Origin of the sequence: Bradyrhizobium manausense (assembly GCF_001440035.1) — a bacterium.
GTDB classification, from domain to species: domain Bacteria; phylum Pseudomonadota; class Alphaproteobacteria; order Rhizobiales; family Xanthobacteraceae; genus Bradyrhizobium; species Bradyrhizobium manausense.
In genome coordinates this window covers 126,870-140,284 of the sequence record NZ_LJYG01000102.1, presented here as the reverse complement: position 1 = coordinate 140,284, position 13,415 = coordinate 126,870, and the positions used below count along the sequence as shown (strand labels likewise).

The 13,415-nt window shown below is 64.4% G+C and carries 11 protein-coding genes and 3 pseudogenes; 10 read left to right on the top strand and 4 right to left on the bottom strand.

Translation table 11 applies throughout. The features are described from left to right. Positions 1–415 (bottom strand): annotated as a pseudogene (locus AOQ71_RS26615) (DUF308 domain-containing protein); the annotation flags it as partial. 311 nt (positions 416–726) lie between these two features. Between AOQ71_RS26615 and AOQ71_RS26610 the strand changes: the two are divergent. Continuing rightward, positions 727–2,376, top strand: coding sequence for a glycosyltransferase family 39 protein (locus AOQ71_RS26610; RefSeq protein WP_057753041.1), 1,650 nt, complete (start codon positions 727–729; stop codon positions 2,374–2,376). 161 nt (positions 2,377–2,537) lie between these two features. Then, positions 2,538–3,317, top strand: a complete 780-nt coding sequence (locus AOQ71_RS26605; RefSeq protein WP_057753040.1) for a class II aldolase/adducin family protein — start codon at positions 2,538–2,540, stop codon at positions 3,315–3,317. 255 nt (positions 3,318–3,572) lie between these two features. Here the strand turns inward: AOQ71_RS26605 and AOQ71_RS26600 are convergent, their stop codons facing one another. The 3 genes from AOQ71_RS26600 to AOQ71_RS26590 all read right to left on the bottom strand — a co-directional run bounded on the left by AOQ71_RS26600 (position 3,573) and on the right by AOQ71_RS26590 (position 8,077). Beyond that, entirely contained in the window at positions 3,573–4,967 is a 1,395-nt protein-coding gene (locus AOQ71_RS26600; protein ID WP_057753039.1) for a M20/M25/M40 family metallo-hydrolase, read from the bottom strand. Positions 4,968–4,993: 26 nt separating this feature from the next. Beyond that, complete coding sequence (locus tag AOQ71_RS26595) at positions 4,994–6,322, bottom strand: glycosyltransferase family 87 protein (RefSeq protein ID WP_057753038.1); 1,329 nt, start codon at positions 6,320–6,322, stop codon at positions 4,994–4,996. Between the two features lie 135 nt (positions 6,323–6,457). Beyond that, on the bottom strand, positions 6,458–8,077 hold the full coding sequence (locus tag AOQ71_RS26590; protein WP_057753037.1) for a helicase HerA-like domain-containing protein: 1,620 nt from the start codon (positions 8,075–8,077) through the stop codon (positions 6,458–6,460). A gap of 353 nt (positions 8,078–8,430) precedes the next feature. Here AOQ71_RS26590 and AOQ71_RS26585 point away from each other — a divergent pair, with 353 nt between their 5' ends. From AOQ71_RS26585 to AOQ71_RS26555, 8 genes and pseudogenes are all read left to right on the top strand, one after another. Beyond that, positions 8,431–8,796: a hypothetical protein gene (locus tag AOQ71_RS26585; protein WP_057753036.1), complete on the top strand. Its 366-nt coding sequence runs from the start codon at positions 8,431–8,433 to the stop codon at positions 8,794–8,796. A 24-nt stretch (positions 8,797–8,820) separates the two neighbouring features. Then, positions 8,821–9,228: a DUF4332 domain-containing protein gene (locus AOQ71_RS26580; RefSeq protein WP_057753035.1), complete on the top strand. Its 408-nt coding sequence runs from the start codon at positions 8,821–8,823 to the stop codon at positions 9,226–9,228. A gap of 197 nt (positions 9,229–9,425) precedes the next feature. Further along, positions 9,426–10,286, top strand: coding sequence for a dihydropteroate synthase (folP, locus tag AOQ71_RS26575; RefSeq protein WP_057753034.1), 861 nt, complete (start codon positions 9,426–9,428; stop codon positions 10,284–10,286). Continuing rightward, positions 10,283–10,651 carry a dihydroneopterin aldolase gene (gene folB / locus AOQ71_RS26570; protein WP_057753033.1) on the top strand — a complete coding sequence of 123 codons (369 nt, stop codon included), beginning with the start codon at positions 10,283–10,285 and terminating at the stop codon, positions 10,649–10,651. Before folP ends, folB begins: the two co-directional genes overlap by 4 nt. A 1-nt stretch (position 10,652) precedes the next feature. Then, positions 10,653–11,144 carry a 2-amino-4-hydroxy-6-hydroxymethyldihydropteridine diphosphokinase gene (gene folK / locus AOQ71_RS26565; protein WP_057753032.1) on the top strand — a complete coding sequence of 164 codons (492 nt, stop codon included), beginning with the start codon at positions 10,653–10,655 and terminating at the stop codon, positions 11,142–11,144. Between the two features lie 81 nt (positions 11,145–11,225). Then, positions 11,226–11,414: pseudogene (locus tag AOQ71_RS48565) on the top strand (methylmalonyl-CoA mutase); the annotation flags it as partial. A gap of 1 nt (position 11,415) precedes the next feature. Continuing rightward, positions 11,416–13,102: methylmalonyl-CoA mutase family protein (locus tag AOQ71_RS26560; RefSeq protein WP_245317155.1), on the top strand; the 1,687-nt coding region annotated here is incomplete at its 5' end. After that, positions 13,099–13,415, top strand: a pseudogene (locus AOQ71_RS26555) (GFA family protein); the annotation flags it as partial. The gene AOQ71_RS26560 and the pseudogene AOQ71_RS26555, both read left to right, overlap by 4 nt.

The following is a 13,415-nucleotide window of genomic DNA, read 5'->3' as shown; positions in this document are numbered from 1 at the left end:
GCTCGACACGGGGGCGCGCGGCCGCTTCGGCCTGCCAGGGCGGCGCAGCCAGAGTTGGCGCCGCAGCCAGAGTTGGCGGCGCGGCCGGCGATGGCGGCGGCTCAGCCCGCATGGCCGGAGCGGGTTCCGGCGCAGACGCACCGAGCCCGTTGGGCGATGCCAGCCCCGGCGGCAGCACCGGCCTGACGCGAACCTCCGAGGCCGCGGCTGCGCCGGCCAGCCTGCGAGCGATGGCCCGTAGCTCGAGCAGCACGACGTAGAGGCCTATCAGTAGCATACCGGAGCAGACGCCGATCGTTCCGCTCGTTATGAGCGTGCTGCCGAGGCTGAAATCCCTGATGGAATAGCCAAACGCAATCGCAAGGAGGCCCGCCAGAACGGCGAAAATCCCAGCGATCAACAGAGCCACACTCATCGAACACACCCCCGGCGCGCAACCATGCGCGATACCCGCTACGCCACGATACCGTCTTACTGCGTTCCACGCCAACGACCAAATTGCCGCCACTGTTCCTAAAGGGAAGGATATCAGGGACTTATTCACATTCCCTTCAGCAATGCTCCGCTAGCTCTGAAGGGCTGCCAAAGTTGGAAATTGCTGCGTCGCATCAGGAATTTAGCCATAATGCCCAATTACTTGGTCATGGAACTGCGCTATAGGGAGTCCGGGGTTGAGGCCCGCGCGCACCAGCTGGGCCACGAGGGGATTCCGGGTCACCAATTGCCATGACATCCATTACGACTTCGGCGATCGACACGCCTCAGCGGCGCTCGGTTGAACGGACTTGCGACGACCTTGCCATGCTGGTGCTGGCTGCCGTCGCCGTCATCGCAGGCTTGACCTTCCGCGACTACGGGCTCGGTTGGGACGACTACACCCACGCAGAATATGCCGACCTGCTGCTGCGCATGTATGGCTCCGGCTTCAGCGACACCTCCGCCCTCTCCTTCGCCAACCTCTATATGTATGGCGGCGGCTTCGACATGGCCGCGGCGCTGCTGCACAAGATCATTCCGCTCGAGCTGTTCGAGACGCGACGCCTGGTCGGCGCCGTTGTCGGCGTGATCGGGCTTGCGGTGACGTGCCGGCTGGGCCGTCGCATCGGCGGACCTCTTGCCGGCCTCGCCGCGCTGCTGCTGCTGGCGCTCTGCCCGATCTTCTACGGCCACATGTTCATGAACCCGAAGGATGCGCCCTTCGCGGTGGCGATGATCATCCTGATGCTCGGCCTCGTCAGGCTCGCCGAGGAATATCCAAAGCCCTCGCCGCGCACGATCCTGATCGTCGGCCTGGGAGCCGGCCTCTCGATCGGCTCGCGCATCCTCGGTGGGCTCGCGCTGGTCTATGCCATGATCGGCTTCGTGCCCCTGTTCCTGGAGGAGCTGCGCAGCGAGGGCGTCCGCGAGGCTGTCAGGCGTTTCGCCCATGTCGTCTACGTGCTGCTGCCCGGCCTTGTGCTGGGCTATCTCGTGATGGGCCTGATCTGGCCGTGGTCGATCATGGAGCCCGGCAATCCTTTCGAGGCCTTGACCTATTTCTCGCACTTCTTCGAGAAGCCCTGGAAGGAAATGTTCGACGGCGCGATCGTGTCCGTGCCCGACATGCCATGGTCGTATCTGCCGACGCTGTTTGCCCTGCAACTTCCCGAAGTGATGCTGGTGTTGATGGCCGGCGCCATGTTCAGCACCTTCGCCATGCTGCCGCGCCGCGAGGTTCCGGCGCGCCGCAAGACCATCCTTTTGATGCTGACGCTGGCAGCGACCCTGCCGCTCGCGATCGCGATGGTGAAGCGGCCGGCGCTCTACAATGGCATCCGCCATTTCGTGTTCGTGATCCCGCCGATGGCGGTGCTTGGCGGCGTCGCCTTCGCCTGGACCATGGAGCGCCTGCGCGTCAGCCATCGCGCCTGGCAACCGGCCATGCTTGCACTGTTCTGTTTCGGTCTCGCGCTGCCGCTGGCCGAGATGATCCGGCTGCATCCTTATCAATACACCCACTTCAACCACATCGCCGGTACCGTGCGCGCCGCCGACGACCGCTTCATGCTGGACTATTGGGGCCTCGCCTTGAAGCAGGCCTCCGACGAACTGCGCGAGCAGCTGGTCGAGCGTCAGGAAGTTCCGCCGCGCAATCGCAAATGGAAGGTCGCGGTGTGCGGTCCGCAGCGCCCGGCGCAGGTCGCGCTCGGTCCTGATTTCACCATCGGGTGGGATTCCCACGCGGCGGATTTCGCAATGACGCTCGGCGAGTTCTATTGCAAGGGACTCACCGCCCCCGTGATGGTCGAGATCAAGCGCGACGACGTGGTGTTCGCCCGCGTCTACGACATCCGCGGCCGCAGCATTTCCAGCCTGCTGTCGATCCCGGCGCCGTAAAATTCGTCTCCTGGGCCGTCTCGCTCTCCGCCTTCGCTCTTCGAGCTACGGCGGACATGCATGCGGGCTACGCTTGGCTGCCGCGATTTCGTCGGCTTGCTGCCGGCTTCACCCGAGACTACGCTCCCTCTTCACAACAACGAAGTTCGGAGAGATTTGCCATGTCGCCAGCGGAAGCCCGCCTGAAGGAAGTGCCGTCTCATATGACGGAGGCCGAGTGGCAGCAACGGATCAATCTCGCCGCCTGCTATCGCCTCGTCGCGCTGTATGGCTGGGACGATCTGGTCGACACCCACATCTCCGCGCGCGTGCCCGGCCCCGATCATCACTTTCTGATCAACCCCTATGGGCTGATGTTCGACGAGATCACGGCCTCGAGCCTGGTCAAGGTCGATTTGCACGGCAACCAGCTCTCGGAGAGCGAGTACAGCATCAACCCGGCCGGCTTCACCATCCATTCGGCGATCCACGAGGTGCGCGAGGACGCCATCTGCGTGCTGCATCTCCACACCCTCGACGGCACCGCGGTGTCGAGCAGCGCCGAAGGGCTGCTGCCGCTCAACCAGACCGCGCAGCTCGTCACCCACGACCTCGCCTATCACGACTATGAAGGCATCGCGCTCGATCACGACGAACGGCCGCGGCTGCAGAAGGATCTCGGCGATCACAATCATATGCTGCTGCGCAATCACGGCACGCTGACCGTCGGCCGCTCGGTCGCCTCCGCATTCGAGCGCATGTACCATCTCGAGCGCGCCTGCTCGATGCAGGTGCGCACGCGTGCGCTGGGCACGCCAGTCTATCCGGTCGAGCAGATCGCGATCGAGAAGAACACCGAGCTGCTCGCCAACCGCGACCGCGCCGAACTGCGCGCGAACAACCTCGTCTGGCCGCCGCTGCTGCGCAAGCTCGACCGCGAGAGTCCGGGCTACCGGTCTTGAGATTTTCATGAATGTGAGGTAGTGTCTTTGTCGAACTACCTCTGCACGTTCTGGAATGAAACGCCGTCCAATCCCGGGCGGCGTTTTTATTTTTGCGGTGTTTCGTAGGGTGGGTTAGCCTCGCGAATTGCGCGAAGCGCAAACCGCTAGGCGTAACCCACCAGGTCTGCCGCCGCGGATGCAGAAGTGGTGGGTTACGCCCAGCAACTGCGCTTCGCGCAGTCGCAGAGCTAACCCACCCTACGGCAGCTCGGCCTACTTCACTTCCGCCAGCGCCGCGATGATCCGCGCCCAGGAGCGGATGCCCTTCTGGAAGCTGCGCAGATCGTACTTCTCGTTCGGCGAGTGGATGTTGTCATCGTCGAGGCCGAAGCCGACCAGCAGCGAGTCGAGCCCAAGAGCGCGCTTGAAATCGGCGACGATCGGGATCGAGGCGCCGGAGCCCATCAGCACGGTCTCCTTGCCCCATTCTTCGGTCAGCGCTTGTTTGGCCGCAGCCAGCGGCTTCATGTTCCAGTCGAGCGCCACGGCGGGCGCGGCGGAATGATCGCCGAACTCGACCTTGCAGTCGCCGGGAAGCCGGGCGGTGACGTAATCGCGGAAGGCCTTGCGGATCTTTTGCGGGTCCTGTCCCTGGACGAGTCGGAACGAGACCTTGGCCGAGGCATGCGACGGAATCACCGTCTTGGAGCCCTCGCCGATATAGCCGCCCCAGATGCCGTTGACGTCACAGGTCGGACGCGTGGACGCCTGCTCGACCATCAAGCGCCCCTTCTCGCCCGCGGGAATCGACAGGCCGACCGGCTTGAGAAAGGTCTCGGGCGTGAAGTTGAGCTTCTTCCACTGCTCCAGGATCTCCGGCGGCGTATCCTTCACGCCGTCATAAAAGCCGGGGATCGTGATCCGATTGTCGTCGTCGAACAGCCCGCCCAAGATCTTGGTGAGCACGCGGATCGGGTTCATCGCGGTGCCGCCGAATACGCCGGAATGCAGATCGCGACTGGCCGCGGTGATCTTCACCTCTTCATAGAGCAGGCCGCGCAGCGCCGTGGTGATCGCCGGCGTGCTGGGGTCCCACATGCCGGTGTCGCAGACCAGAACGTAATCGGCCTTGAACTCGTCCTTGTGGGCCTCGACGAACGGCACGAAGTTCTTGGAGCCGACCTCTTCCTCGCCTTCGATCAGGAATGTGACGTCGATCGGCAGCGAGCCCGTCACTGTCTTCCAGGCGCGGCAGGCTTCGACGAAGGTCATCACCTGGCCCTTGTCGTCCTCGGCGCCGCGCGCGACGATGATCTTGCGGCCGTCTGCGTGATCCGTGACTGCAGGCTCGAACGGCGGACGGTGCCAGAGCTCGAGCGGATCGACCGGCTGCACGTCGTAATGGCCGTAGAAGATCACATGCGGCCGTCCGCCCGCCTTGACCTTGCCGACGACAGCGGGATGGCCGGCGGTCGGCCTCACCTCGGTCGCGACGCCGAGGCTCGCAATGTCCTTGGCCAGATGCTCGGCTGCCGCCTTGCAATCCCCTGAAAAGGCAGGATCGGCGGAAATCGACTTGATCCGCAGCAGCGAGAACAGGCGCTCGAGGCTGTTGTCGAAGTCCTTGTCGATGTGGTCGAGCACGGATTGAAGCTGCGCATTGGCCATGGTCGGATGTTCCGCTTGTTGGAGTCTCAAGATGGCTGCGATTTTAGCTCCGCCGCAGCGTCGGAGCTAGCCGCATCAGGCGGATGCCGGATGTGCCAGGCGAGCGTAACGGCGAGAATTGCCGTGGCAGCAAGGTTGTTGCCCCAGGCCTGAATGGCATTGGGAAATGGCGGCAGCGACAGCAGCATGAGGATGCCGGCCGCGCCAAGCGCAAGCCAGCTTCCCAGCTGCACCTTCGGCCTGGCGTCGAAGGCGGCCCGATGCATCAGCACTGTCAGCGGGAAGAACAGCCACATGAAGTAATATTGTCGTGCCAGCGGCGAGGCCACCGTCATCAGGCAGAACAGAATGCCGAGTTCCTCGGCATCCGATCGCGCCGTTCGTTGCCGCTGTGACGGCATCACTGCGATAAAGCCGAGCCCGAGCAACACCGATACCGCGAGCACGATCCAGTTCGCCGTCTTGTAGTCGACGTCGATGATATTCATCGTGCGCACCGGCTTGCCGGGATCCTCCAGATTGAAGTTGATCGGGCGGACCAGGCGGTGCGTCACGGCGATGATGGACTGGTTGACCCACGACCAGTTCTGCTCGTCGCGCTGGCCGAAGCCCTTTTCCGAGCTCGAGCCGACCATGCCCTGGTACCAGGTGTTGAGCTCGGCGGCATTGCGCTCGAAGCCGCGGATCGGTGCGGGCACGATGTAGAGCAGGATGCCGATGAAGGCGAGCATGCTGACGACCGCCGCCCATTGCCGGCGCCAGACCAGATAAGGCAGCACCGCGACCGGAAACACCTTGATGGCGGTGGCGAGCGCGAACATGAAGCCCGCAGACCAGGACCGCCGATGCTGCAACAACCGGAAGCCCCACAGCATCATCGCCAGCAGAACGAGGTTCGGCTGACCGAGATCGAACATGTCGAACACGAAGGTCACGGTGACCAGCGCCGGCAGCGCTTCGAGCCACGGGCCCGGCTTGCGGTCAGCCCCGGTCATCGCATTGGAGAGCATCCCCGTGTACCACCACGCCACGGCGTTCAGGATCGACAGTACGACGTAGAGCGGGATCTTGCCGAACCAGCTTGGGATCGCCAGCAGGATCGCAGGCAATGGCGGATAGATGAACTCGAACTGGTTGCGGATGTCGCTGGGATAGAGCGCGCCGCCATGCAGCACCTGCTGCCCGGCCCAGTACCACAGCGCATAGTCCTTGGTCTTGCCGTGACCGAAGATCTCCGGCCCGAGGACATCGGCGGTCAGGATCAGGCAGCAGAACAGGAAGAGCAGGTCGAGCGGCGCACGTAGCGAAAGAGCTCGGAGTGCGCCGGGTTTGTTGGGCGAACGGGCTGTGGTCACAATGCCTTCAATCTGCGGCCGGGAGAGTGTCGATATATGTCTACCCACACACAGGCCGCAAGTCTGCCCCTCTCCTCACAGGCGCGAGGGGAGCTGCAGCGGCCCGGAAATCCGCTTCACTATGTCCTTGCCTGCCTAGCGTCGGAGCAGTCCGCCGAGCGCGCCGCGGACCAGCGCGCGGCCGACCGAACCGCCGAGTTGGCCGCCGACCGATTTGCCGAGATCGGCCACGACGCCGCCGACAACCTTGTCGGTGACGGTGCGCGTGACGTCGCGCGCGATGCGCTGGCCGGTCGTCAGCCGGTTACGCCCGGTATTGGTGCCGAAGACGGTGCCGACGATCGAGCCGATCTGGCCGAGGAGACCGCCACCGCTACCCGCCTGACCATCGGCCGGGGCCGCGGTGCCCGCGATCCGCTTCTGGATGATCTCATAGGCCGACTCGGCATCAACGGCGGTGTCGTATTTGCCCTTGAGCGGGCTTGCATCCACGATCGCCTTGCGCTCTTCCGGGGTGATCGGCCCGATGCGCGCCGATGGCGGCCGGATCATGACCCGCTCCACCATCGCCGGCGTGCCATTGCCTTCGAGGAATGACACCAGCGCCTCACCCTTGCCGAGCTCCATGATGACCTTGGCGGTGTCGAGCTTCGGATTGGGCCGGAAGGTCTGGGCGGCAGCGGCGACCGCCTTCTGGTCGCGCGGTGTGAAGGCGCGCAAGGCGTGCTGCACCCGATTGCCCATCTGCCCGAGCACACGGTCGGGCACGTCGATCGGATTCTGTGTGACGAAATAGACGCCGACGCCTTTGGAGCGGATCAGGCGGACCACCTGCTCGATCTTGTCCATCAGCGCCTTCGGCGCATCGTTGAACAACAGATGCGCCTCGTCGAAGAAGAACACCAGCTTGGGCTTGGGCAGATCGCCGGCCTCGGGCAGTTCCTCGAACAGCTCTGACAGCATCCACAGCAGGAATGTCGCGTAAAGCCGTGGGCTCTGCATCAACTTGTCGGCGACGAGGATGTTGACCATGCCGCGGCCGTCGCGGTCGGTCTTCATGAAGTCCTTCAAGGTCAGCGCCGGCTCGCCGAAGAACCTGGTGCCGCCCTGGTTCTCCAGCACCAGGAGCTGGCGCTGGATGGTGCCGACGGTGGCCTTGGTGACGTTGCCGAACCCTTGCGCCGCTTTCCGGATCGGCGCGAGCGGATCCTCTTCCGCGTCCGGCCCCTTCTTGCCGCCGTCAGGCACGATGGCATCGAGCAACGCCCGCAGATCCTTCAGGTCGATCAGGGCAAGGCCATTGTCGTCGGCGACGCGGAAGGCGACGTTGAGCACGCCCTCCTGAACGTCGTTGAGATCGAGCATGCGCGCGAGCAGCAGCGGCCCCATCTCGGTAATGGTGGCCCGCACCGGATGGCCCTGCTCGCCGAACACGTCCCAGAACACCGTCGAGAACTGGTCAGGCTGGAAATTCAGTCCCATCTCGCTGGCGCGCTTGACGATGAAGTCTTTTGCCTCCCCGACCTCGGAGATGCCGGAGAGGTCGCCCTTGATGTCGGCTGCGAACACCGGAACACCGGCCCGCGCAAATCCTTCCGCCATCACTTGCAGCGTCACCGTCTTGCCGGTTCCGGTGGCTCCTGTGACGAGGCCGTGGCGATTGGCGAGCGCCAGTGTCAGCCAGGCCAGCTCGTCTCCCTTGCCGACGAAAATCTTGTCGTCGGTATCGCCGAGCTTGTTGTCCTGCGCCGTCATCACACTCTCTATTGTCGGTTTCTCGTTGGTTTCGCGTATCGAAAACTCGAACCCGCCAGTTCCGCAGTTTAACGCATGTCGCACGTCGATTGAAACCTTTCAGGGCGCCGTCGACATGCGACATCGTCGGAGACTCCGCGCGCGGCGGGCGCCAAAAGTCGGGCGCGCGCATCGATCCGCGGCGATTTTTCGTGAATTTCGTCTCCGCTCTTGCATTGCTGCAACACTTCTCCTGTCTTCGAGAGTGAATCGGGACGTTGCATGCGTTCATTGCTTGTATTTCACATCGCACGGGCTCAAGATCACTTTTCGAAAATAATCTCCGGCATGTGAACCGGCTGAGGGGCGGGTCAATGGACGAGCTGATCGGACGGCTGGCGACAAACGCCAGCATAGATAGTGCTGTCGCTGAAAAGACCGTCGGCATTATTCTGGGATTCCTCCGCAGTGAAGGTCCTTCCGACAGCGTGCAGGCCCTGATCGACCAGATCCCTGGTGCGGAAGGAGCGATCGAGGCGTCCAGGAGCGGCGGCGGGCTGTCGCGGCTGATGGGCGGCGGCCTGATGGCGGTCGGCACGCGCCTGATGGGCCTCGGGCTTGGCATGTCCGACATCCAGACCATTGCCCGTGAACTTTTCCGCTTCGGCCGAGACAAAATCGGAGCGGATCAGATGGGCAAGATCATCGCGGGGACGCCGGGCCTCAGCCAGTTCGCCTGAGCGACGCTTTTCATACCGAGCATCATGACATATCCGATCTCCGAGATTGAGAGCCTGCCGGCCTTTGCCGCCAACAAGTTGAAGGCGCAGGGTATCCGCACCACCGACGCACTGCTGGAAGCCGCGAGCACCGCCAAGGGCCGCAAGGCGCTCTCGGCCAAGACCGGCATCAGCGAGCAGCAGCTGCTGGAGTGGGCCAACGTCTCCGACTACATGCGTATTCCCGGCATGGGCCGGGCCAAGGTGGGCCTGGTCCGCGCCGCCGGCGTCACCACGGTGCGCGAGCTCGCCTATCGGAATCCGGCAAGATTGGCGCAAAGCATGCGCGAAGCCAACGACCGCAAGAAGCTTGTCCGCATCCTGCCTTCCGAGAAATCGGTCGGCGACATCATTGCCAAGGCCAGGAAGCTGCCGCCGAAGATCACGTATTAGGGGTCGCTGGAAGGCGGCTGGGGTGGCGAGCAAGGCTGCCTCAACATCGTCATTGCGAGCGCAGCGAAGCAATCCAGAATCCTTCCGCGGTGACACCCTGGATTGCTTCGCTGCGCTCGCAATGACGGGCGCTTGGGCAGGGCGCTGCCACCAATCCCATCTTGACTCCCCCTGCCCGACCGCGCAAAGCCACGCGCATGAATGCCTCGCCCTCCCCATCCGTCCCGCCGGCCGGCTCGGCCGGGCCAGATGTGCTGCGGACGCTCGTGGGCCGGCCGCTGCCGGCGGTGATGGGCGTGCTCAACGTGACGCCCGACTCCTTCTCCGATGGCGGCGATTTCATCGCACCGGATCAGGCGCGGGCGCGGGGGCGGGCAATGATAGCCGATGGCGTCGACATCATCGATATCGGCGCCGAATCCACCCGGCCCTACAAGGGTGCGCAGCCGGTGACGGCCGCGGACGAGCTGGCCCGGCTGAAGCCGGTGCTGGCAGACATCGTTGCACTCGGCGTGCCCGTTTCGATCGACAGCATGAAGGCGGAGGTTGTCGCCTTTGCGCTCGACCAGGGTGTCGCCATCGCCAACGATGTCTGGGGCCTGCAGCGCGACGCCGGCATGGCGCCGCTGCTGGCCGCAAGAGGCGTCCCCGTCATCGTCATGCACAACCGCGAGAGCGTCGATTCCGCCATCGACATCGTCGCTGATATGAAGGCGTTCTTCATGCGCTCGCTGGACATTGCCGCGAAGGCCGGCATCGCGCGGGACAAGATCGTGCTCGATCCCGGCATCGGCTTCGGCAAGACCGCCGAGCAAAGCATGATCGCGTTGGCGCGCTTGCGCGAGCTCGAGATGTTCGGTCTGCCGATCCTGGTCGGCGCCTCGCGCAAGCGTTTCATCGCCTCGGTGTCGCCGTCGGAGCCGAAAGAGCGGCTGGCCGGCTCGATCGCCGCGCATCTGATTGCCGCGCAGAAGGGGGCGAAGATCATCCGGACCCATGACGTCGCCGAGACCTTGCAGGCCCTGCGGGTCGCCAACGCAATCGAGAGCAAGCTATGACCGATACGATCTTCGTCACCGGCCTGTCGATCCATGCGCGCCACGGCGTGCTGGATCACGAAACCGAAGTCGGCCAGCGCTTTGTCATCGACCTCGAGCTCTACACCGATTTGTCGGAGCCTTCGCGCAGCGACCGCCTGGTCGATACCGTCTCCTATGCCGACGTGGTGGCGACGACGACGGCGGCGTTCAAGAACACCAATTACAAGTTGCTGGAACGCGCGGCCGGTGCGGTGGCCGATGCCATCCTTTCGCACTTTCCGCGCATCCGCGCGGTGAAGATCACCGTGCACAAGCCACATGCGCCGATCGCGGCGATCTTCGACGATGTCGGCGTCATGCTGACGCGCTCGCGGCATCACTGATATGGCGAGCGTGCTGATCGCGCTCGGCGGCAATGTCGGCGATGTCCGCACGACATTCAAAAAGGCGATCGCCCATATCTGCGGCATGGCGCAGGCCACGGTGGTCGCCCGCTCTTCGGACTATGCGACGCCGCCCTGGGGCGACGAGAACCAGGATCCCTTCGTCAATGCCTGCGTCGAGATCGAGACCGGCCTCGATCCGCACGCGCTGCTGTTCGTGATGCAGAAAGTCGAGCAGAAATTCGGCCGTACGCGCGACCAGGATCGGCGCTGGGGCCCGCGCACGCTCGATCTCGACATGATCGCCTATGACGATGTGTCGATGAACAAGCCCGACCTGACCCTGCCGCATCCGCGCCTGTTCGAGCGCGCCTTCGTGCTGGTGCCGCTGGCCGAGATCGCACCGGAGCGCGTGATCTCGGGCATTCGCGTGCGTGATGCCCTCGCCAGCGTCTCGACGCAAGGCATTGAGCAGCTTCCGGATACCGGTTAACCAAAATCGACCGTTTGCAGGAGCGGGCCGCCGTGGCAAATTCGCCTGCGCATGTCGAGATGTTCGGGAGCCCTTGTCCTTATGACCTCCGAGACGGACGATCTGCCGCTGGCCGCCGATTTTCCCAAGGCGACGGACGCGGACTGGCGCAAGCTGGTCGACGGCGTGCTGAAGGGCGCGCCGTTCGAGAAGCTGGTCGGCAAGACCTATGACGGCCTCAAGATCGAGCCGCTTTATCCGCGCGCGACGGGGGCAGCGCCGGTGGCGGGGNGGGGCGGCCGGCGGCCGCGCCCTGGCAGATCATGCAGCGGATCGATCATCCCGATGCGCTTGCAGCAAACGCGCAGGCACTGACCGATCTGGAGAACGGCGCCACGGGCCTCTCTCTGGTGTTCGCCAGCGGCAATGGCAGTCACGGCTTCGGCCTGGAACCTTCGGCCGATGCGGTGGCAAAGGTGCTGAAAGACGTTCACCTCGACGCCGGCATCGGCCTCGAGCTTCAGGTCGGCCCGGAATCGCGGATGGCTGCGATCCATGTCGCGGAATATGTGAAGAGCAATGGCATCGATCCCGCCGCCTGCGACATCCGCTTCGGGCTCGATCCGCTTGCTGCCTGCGCAGTGTGGGGTCACAGCCCTTACACATGGGAACAGATTACTCCTGCCGTCACCGGCGGCATCAAGGGCCTCGCAGCGCTCGGCTTCAAGGGACCATTTGCATCCGCTGATGGCCGTGTGATCCATGATGCCGGCGGCTCCGAGGTCCAGGAGCTGGCCTTCGTGCTCGCCTGCGGATTAGCCTATCTGCGCGCGATTGAAGAGGCCGGCGTTCCGCTGGAGCAGGCGCAGGGCATGGTCTACGCGCGGCTCACCGCGGATGCCGACCAGTTCCTGACCATGGCGAAGTTCCGCGCGCTGCGACTGCTCTGGGCGCGCGTCGAGGCCGCCTGCGGCCTGACGCCGAAGCCGCTGTTCATTGCCGCCGATACGGCCTGGCGCATGCTGACGCAGCGCGACCCCTATGTGAACATGCTGCGCGCGACCATCGCGACATTCGGAGCGGGGCTTGCAGGCGCCAATGCGATCACGGTGCTGCCGCATACGCTGGCGCTCGGGCTGCCCGATCCGTTCGCGCGGCGCGTCGCACGCAATACCCAGCTTCTGCTGCTCGAAGAAAGCAACCTCGCCAAGGTCAGCGATCCCGCGGCCGGATCCGGCGGCATCGAGACGCTCACGGCGCAGCTCTGCAAGGCCGCCTGGGCACTGTTTCAGGAGAGCGAAACGGCCGGCGGCGCCTTTGCCGCACTTCAGCATGGCCTGTTCCAGGGCAAGGTCGCGGCAACGCGCAAGGCGCGCGAGGCCAACATCGCCAGGCGCCGCGACGTGCTGACCGGCGCCAGCGAGTTTCCGAACCTGCATGAAACCGAGACGGCCGTGCTGAAGGCGGCGCCCATCGTGCTCGCGCCCTATGGCGAGGCCAAATACAAGTTCGATGCGCTTGCGCCGATTCGCCTTGCGCAGCCGTTCGAGGCGCTGCGCGACAAATCCGACGCGGCGTTGAAGGCGCGCGGATCGCGGCCCAGCGTATTCCTGGCCAATCTCGGCACCCCCGCGGATTTTACGGCACGTGCGACATTCGCAAAAAGCTTCTTCGAGGCAGGCGGTATCGAGGCCATCGACAGCGAAGGTTTTGCCGATCCGGCCAAGCTCGCTGCGGCCTTCAGGGCTTCGGGCGCGGCGCTCGCCTGCCTTTGTTCCAGCGACAAGGTCTATGCGGAACGCGCCGAAGCCGCGGCAAAGGCCCTGCAATCGGCGGGCGCGCGACATATCTATCTGGCAGGCCGTCCGGCCGAGGCGGAGGCGACCTTACGCGCGGCCGGTGTCACCGGCTTCGTCTTTGCCGGGGGCGATGCGCTGGCGACGCTGCAAGAGGCTTATGTTCTGATGGAGCTGGCATGACCGACGCGAGCAAACCCGTTCTCACCGGCGGCTGCCAATGCGGCGCGGTGCGCTTTGCGATTTCGGCAACACCCAACAAGGTGTCGATCTGTCACTGCCGGATGTGCCAGAAGGCGAGCGGCGCGCCGTTTGCTTCCTTTGCCGACATCAACCGCACGGACTTCGCCTGGACCAAGGGCACGCCGGCCGCGTTCCAATCCTCCACGATCGCGATGCGCGACTTTTGTGCGGCCTGCGGCACGCCGCTGAGCTTCCGTCGCATCGATGGTCCGCGCATCGAGATCATGACCGGCGCGTTCGACCGGCCTGACCG

Coding starts and splice junctions, on each gene's coding strand:
- AOQ71_RS26610 (WP_057753041.1), top strand. CDS start 727: ATGACATCCATTACGACTTCGGCGATCGACACGCCTCAGCGGCGCTCG.
- AOQ71_RS26605 (WP_057753040.1), top strand. CDS start 2,538: ATGTCGCCAGCGGAAGCCCGCCTGAAGGAAGTGCCGTCTCATATGACG.
- AOQ71_RS26600 (WP_057753039.1), bottom strand. CDS start 4,967: ATGGCCAATGCGCAGCTTCAATCCGTGCTCGACCACATCGACAAGGAC.
- AOQ71_RS26590 (WP_057753037.1), bottom strand. CDS start 8,077: ATGACGGCGCAGGACAACAAGCTCGGCGATACCGACGACAAGATTTTC.
- AOQ71_RS26585 (WP_057753036.1), top strand. CDS start 8,431: ATGGACGAGCTGATCGGACGGCTGGCGACAAACGCCAGCATAGATAGT.
- AOQ71_RS26580 (WP_057753035.1), top strand. CDS start 8,821: ATGACATATCCGATCTCCGAGATTGAGAGCCTGCCGGCCTTTGCCGCC.
- folP (WP_057753034.1), top strand. CDS start 9,426: ATGAATGCCTCGCCCTCCCCATCCGTCCCGCCGGCCGGCTCGGCCGGG.
- folB (WP_057753033.1), top strand. CDS start 10,283: ATGACCGATACGATCTTCGTCACCGGCCTGTCGATCCATGCGCGCCAC.
- folK (WP_057753032.1), top strand. CDS start 10,653: ATGGCGAGCGTGCTGATCGCGCTCGGCGGCAATGTCGGCGATGTCCGC.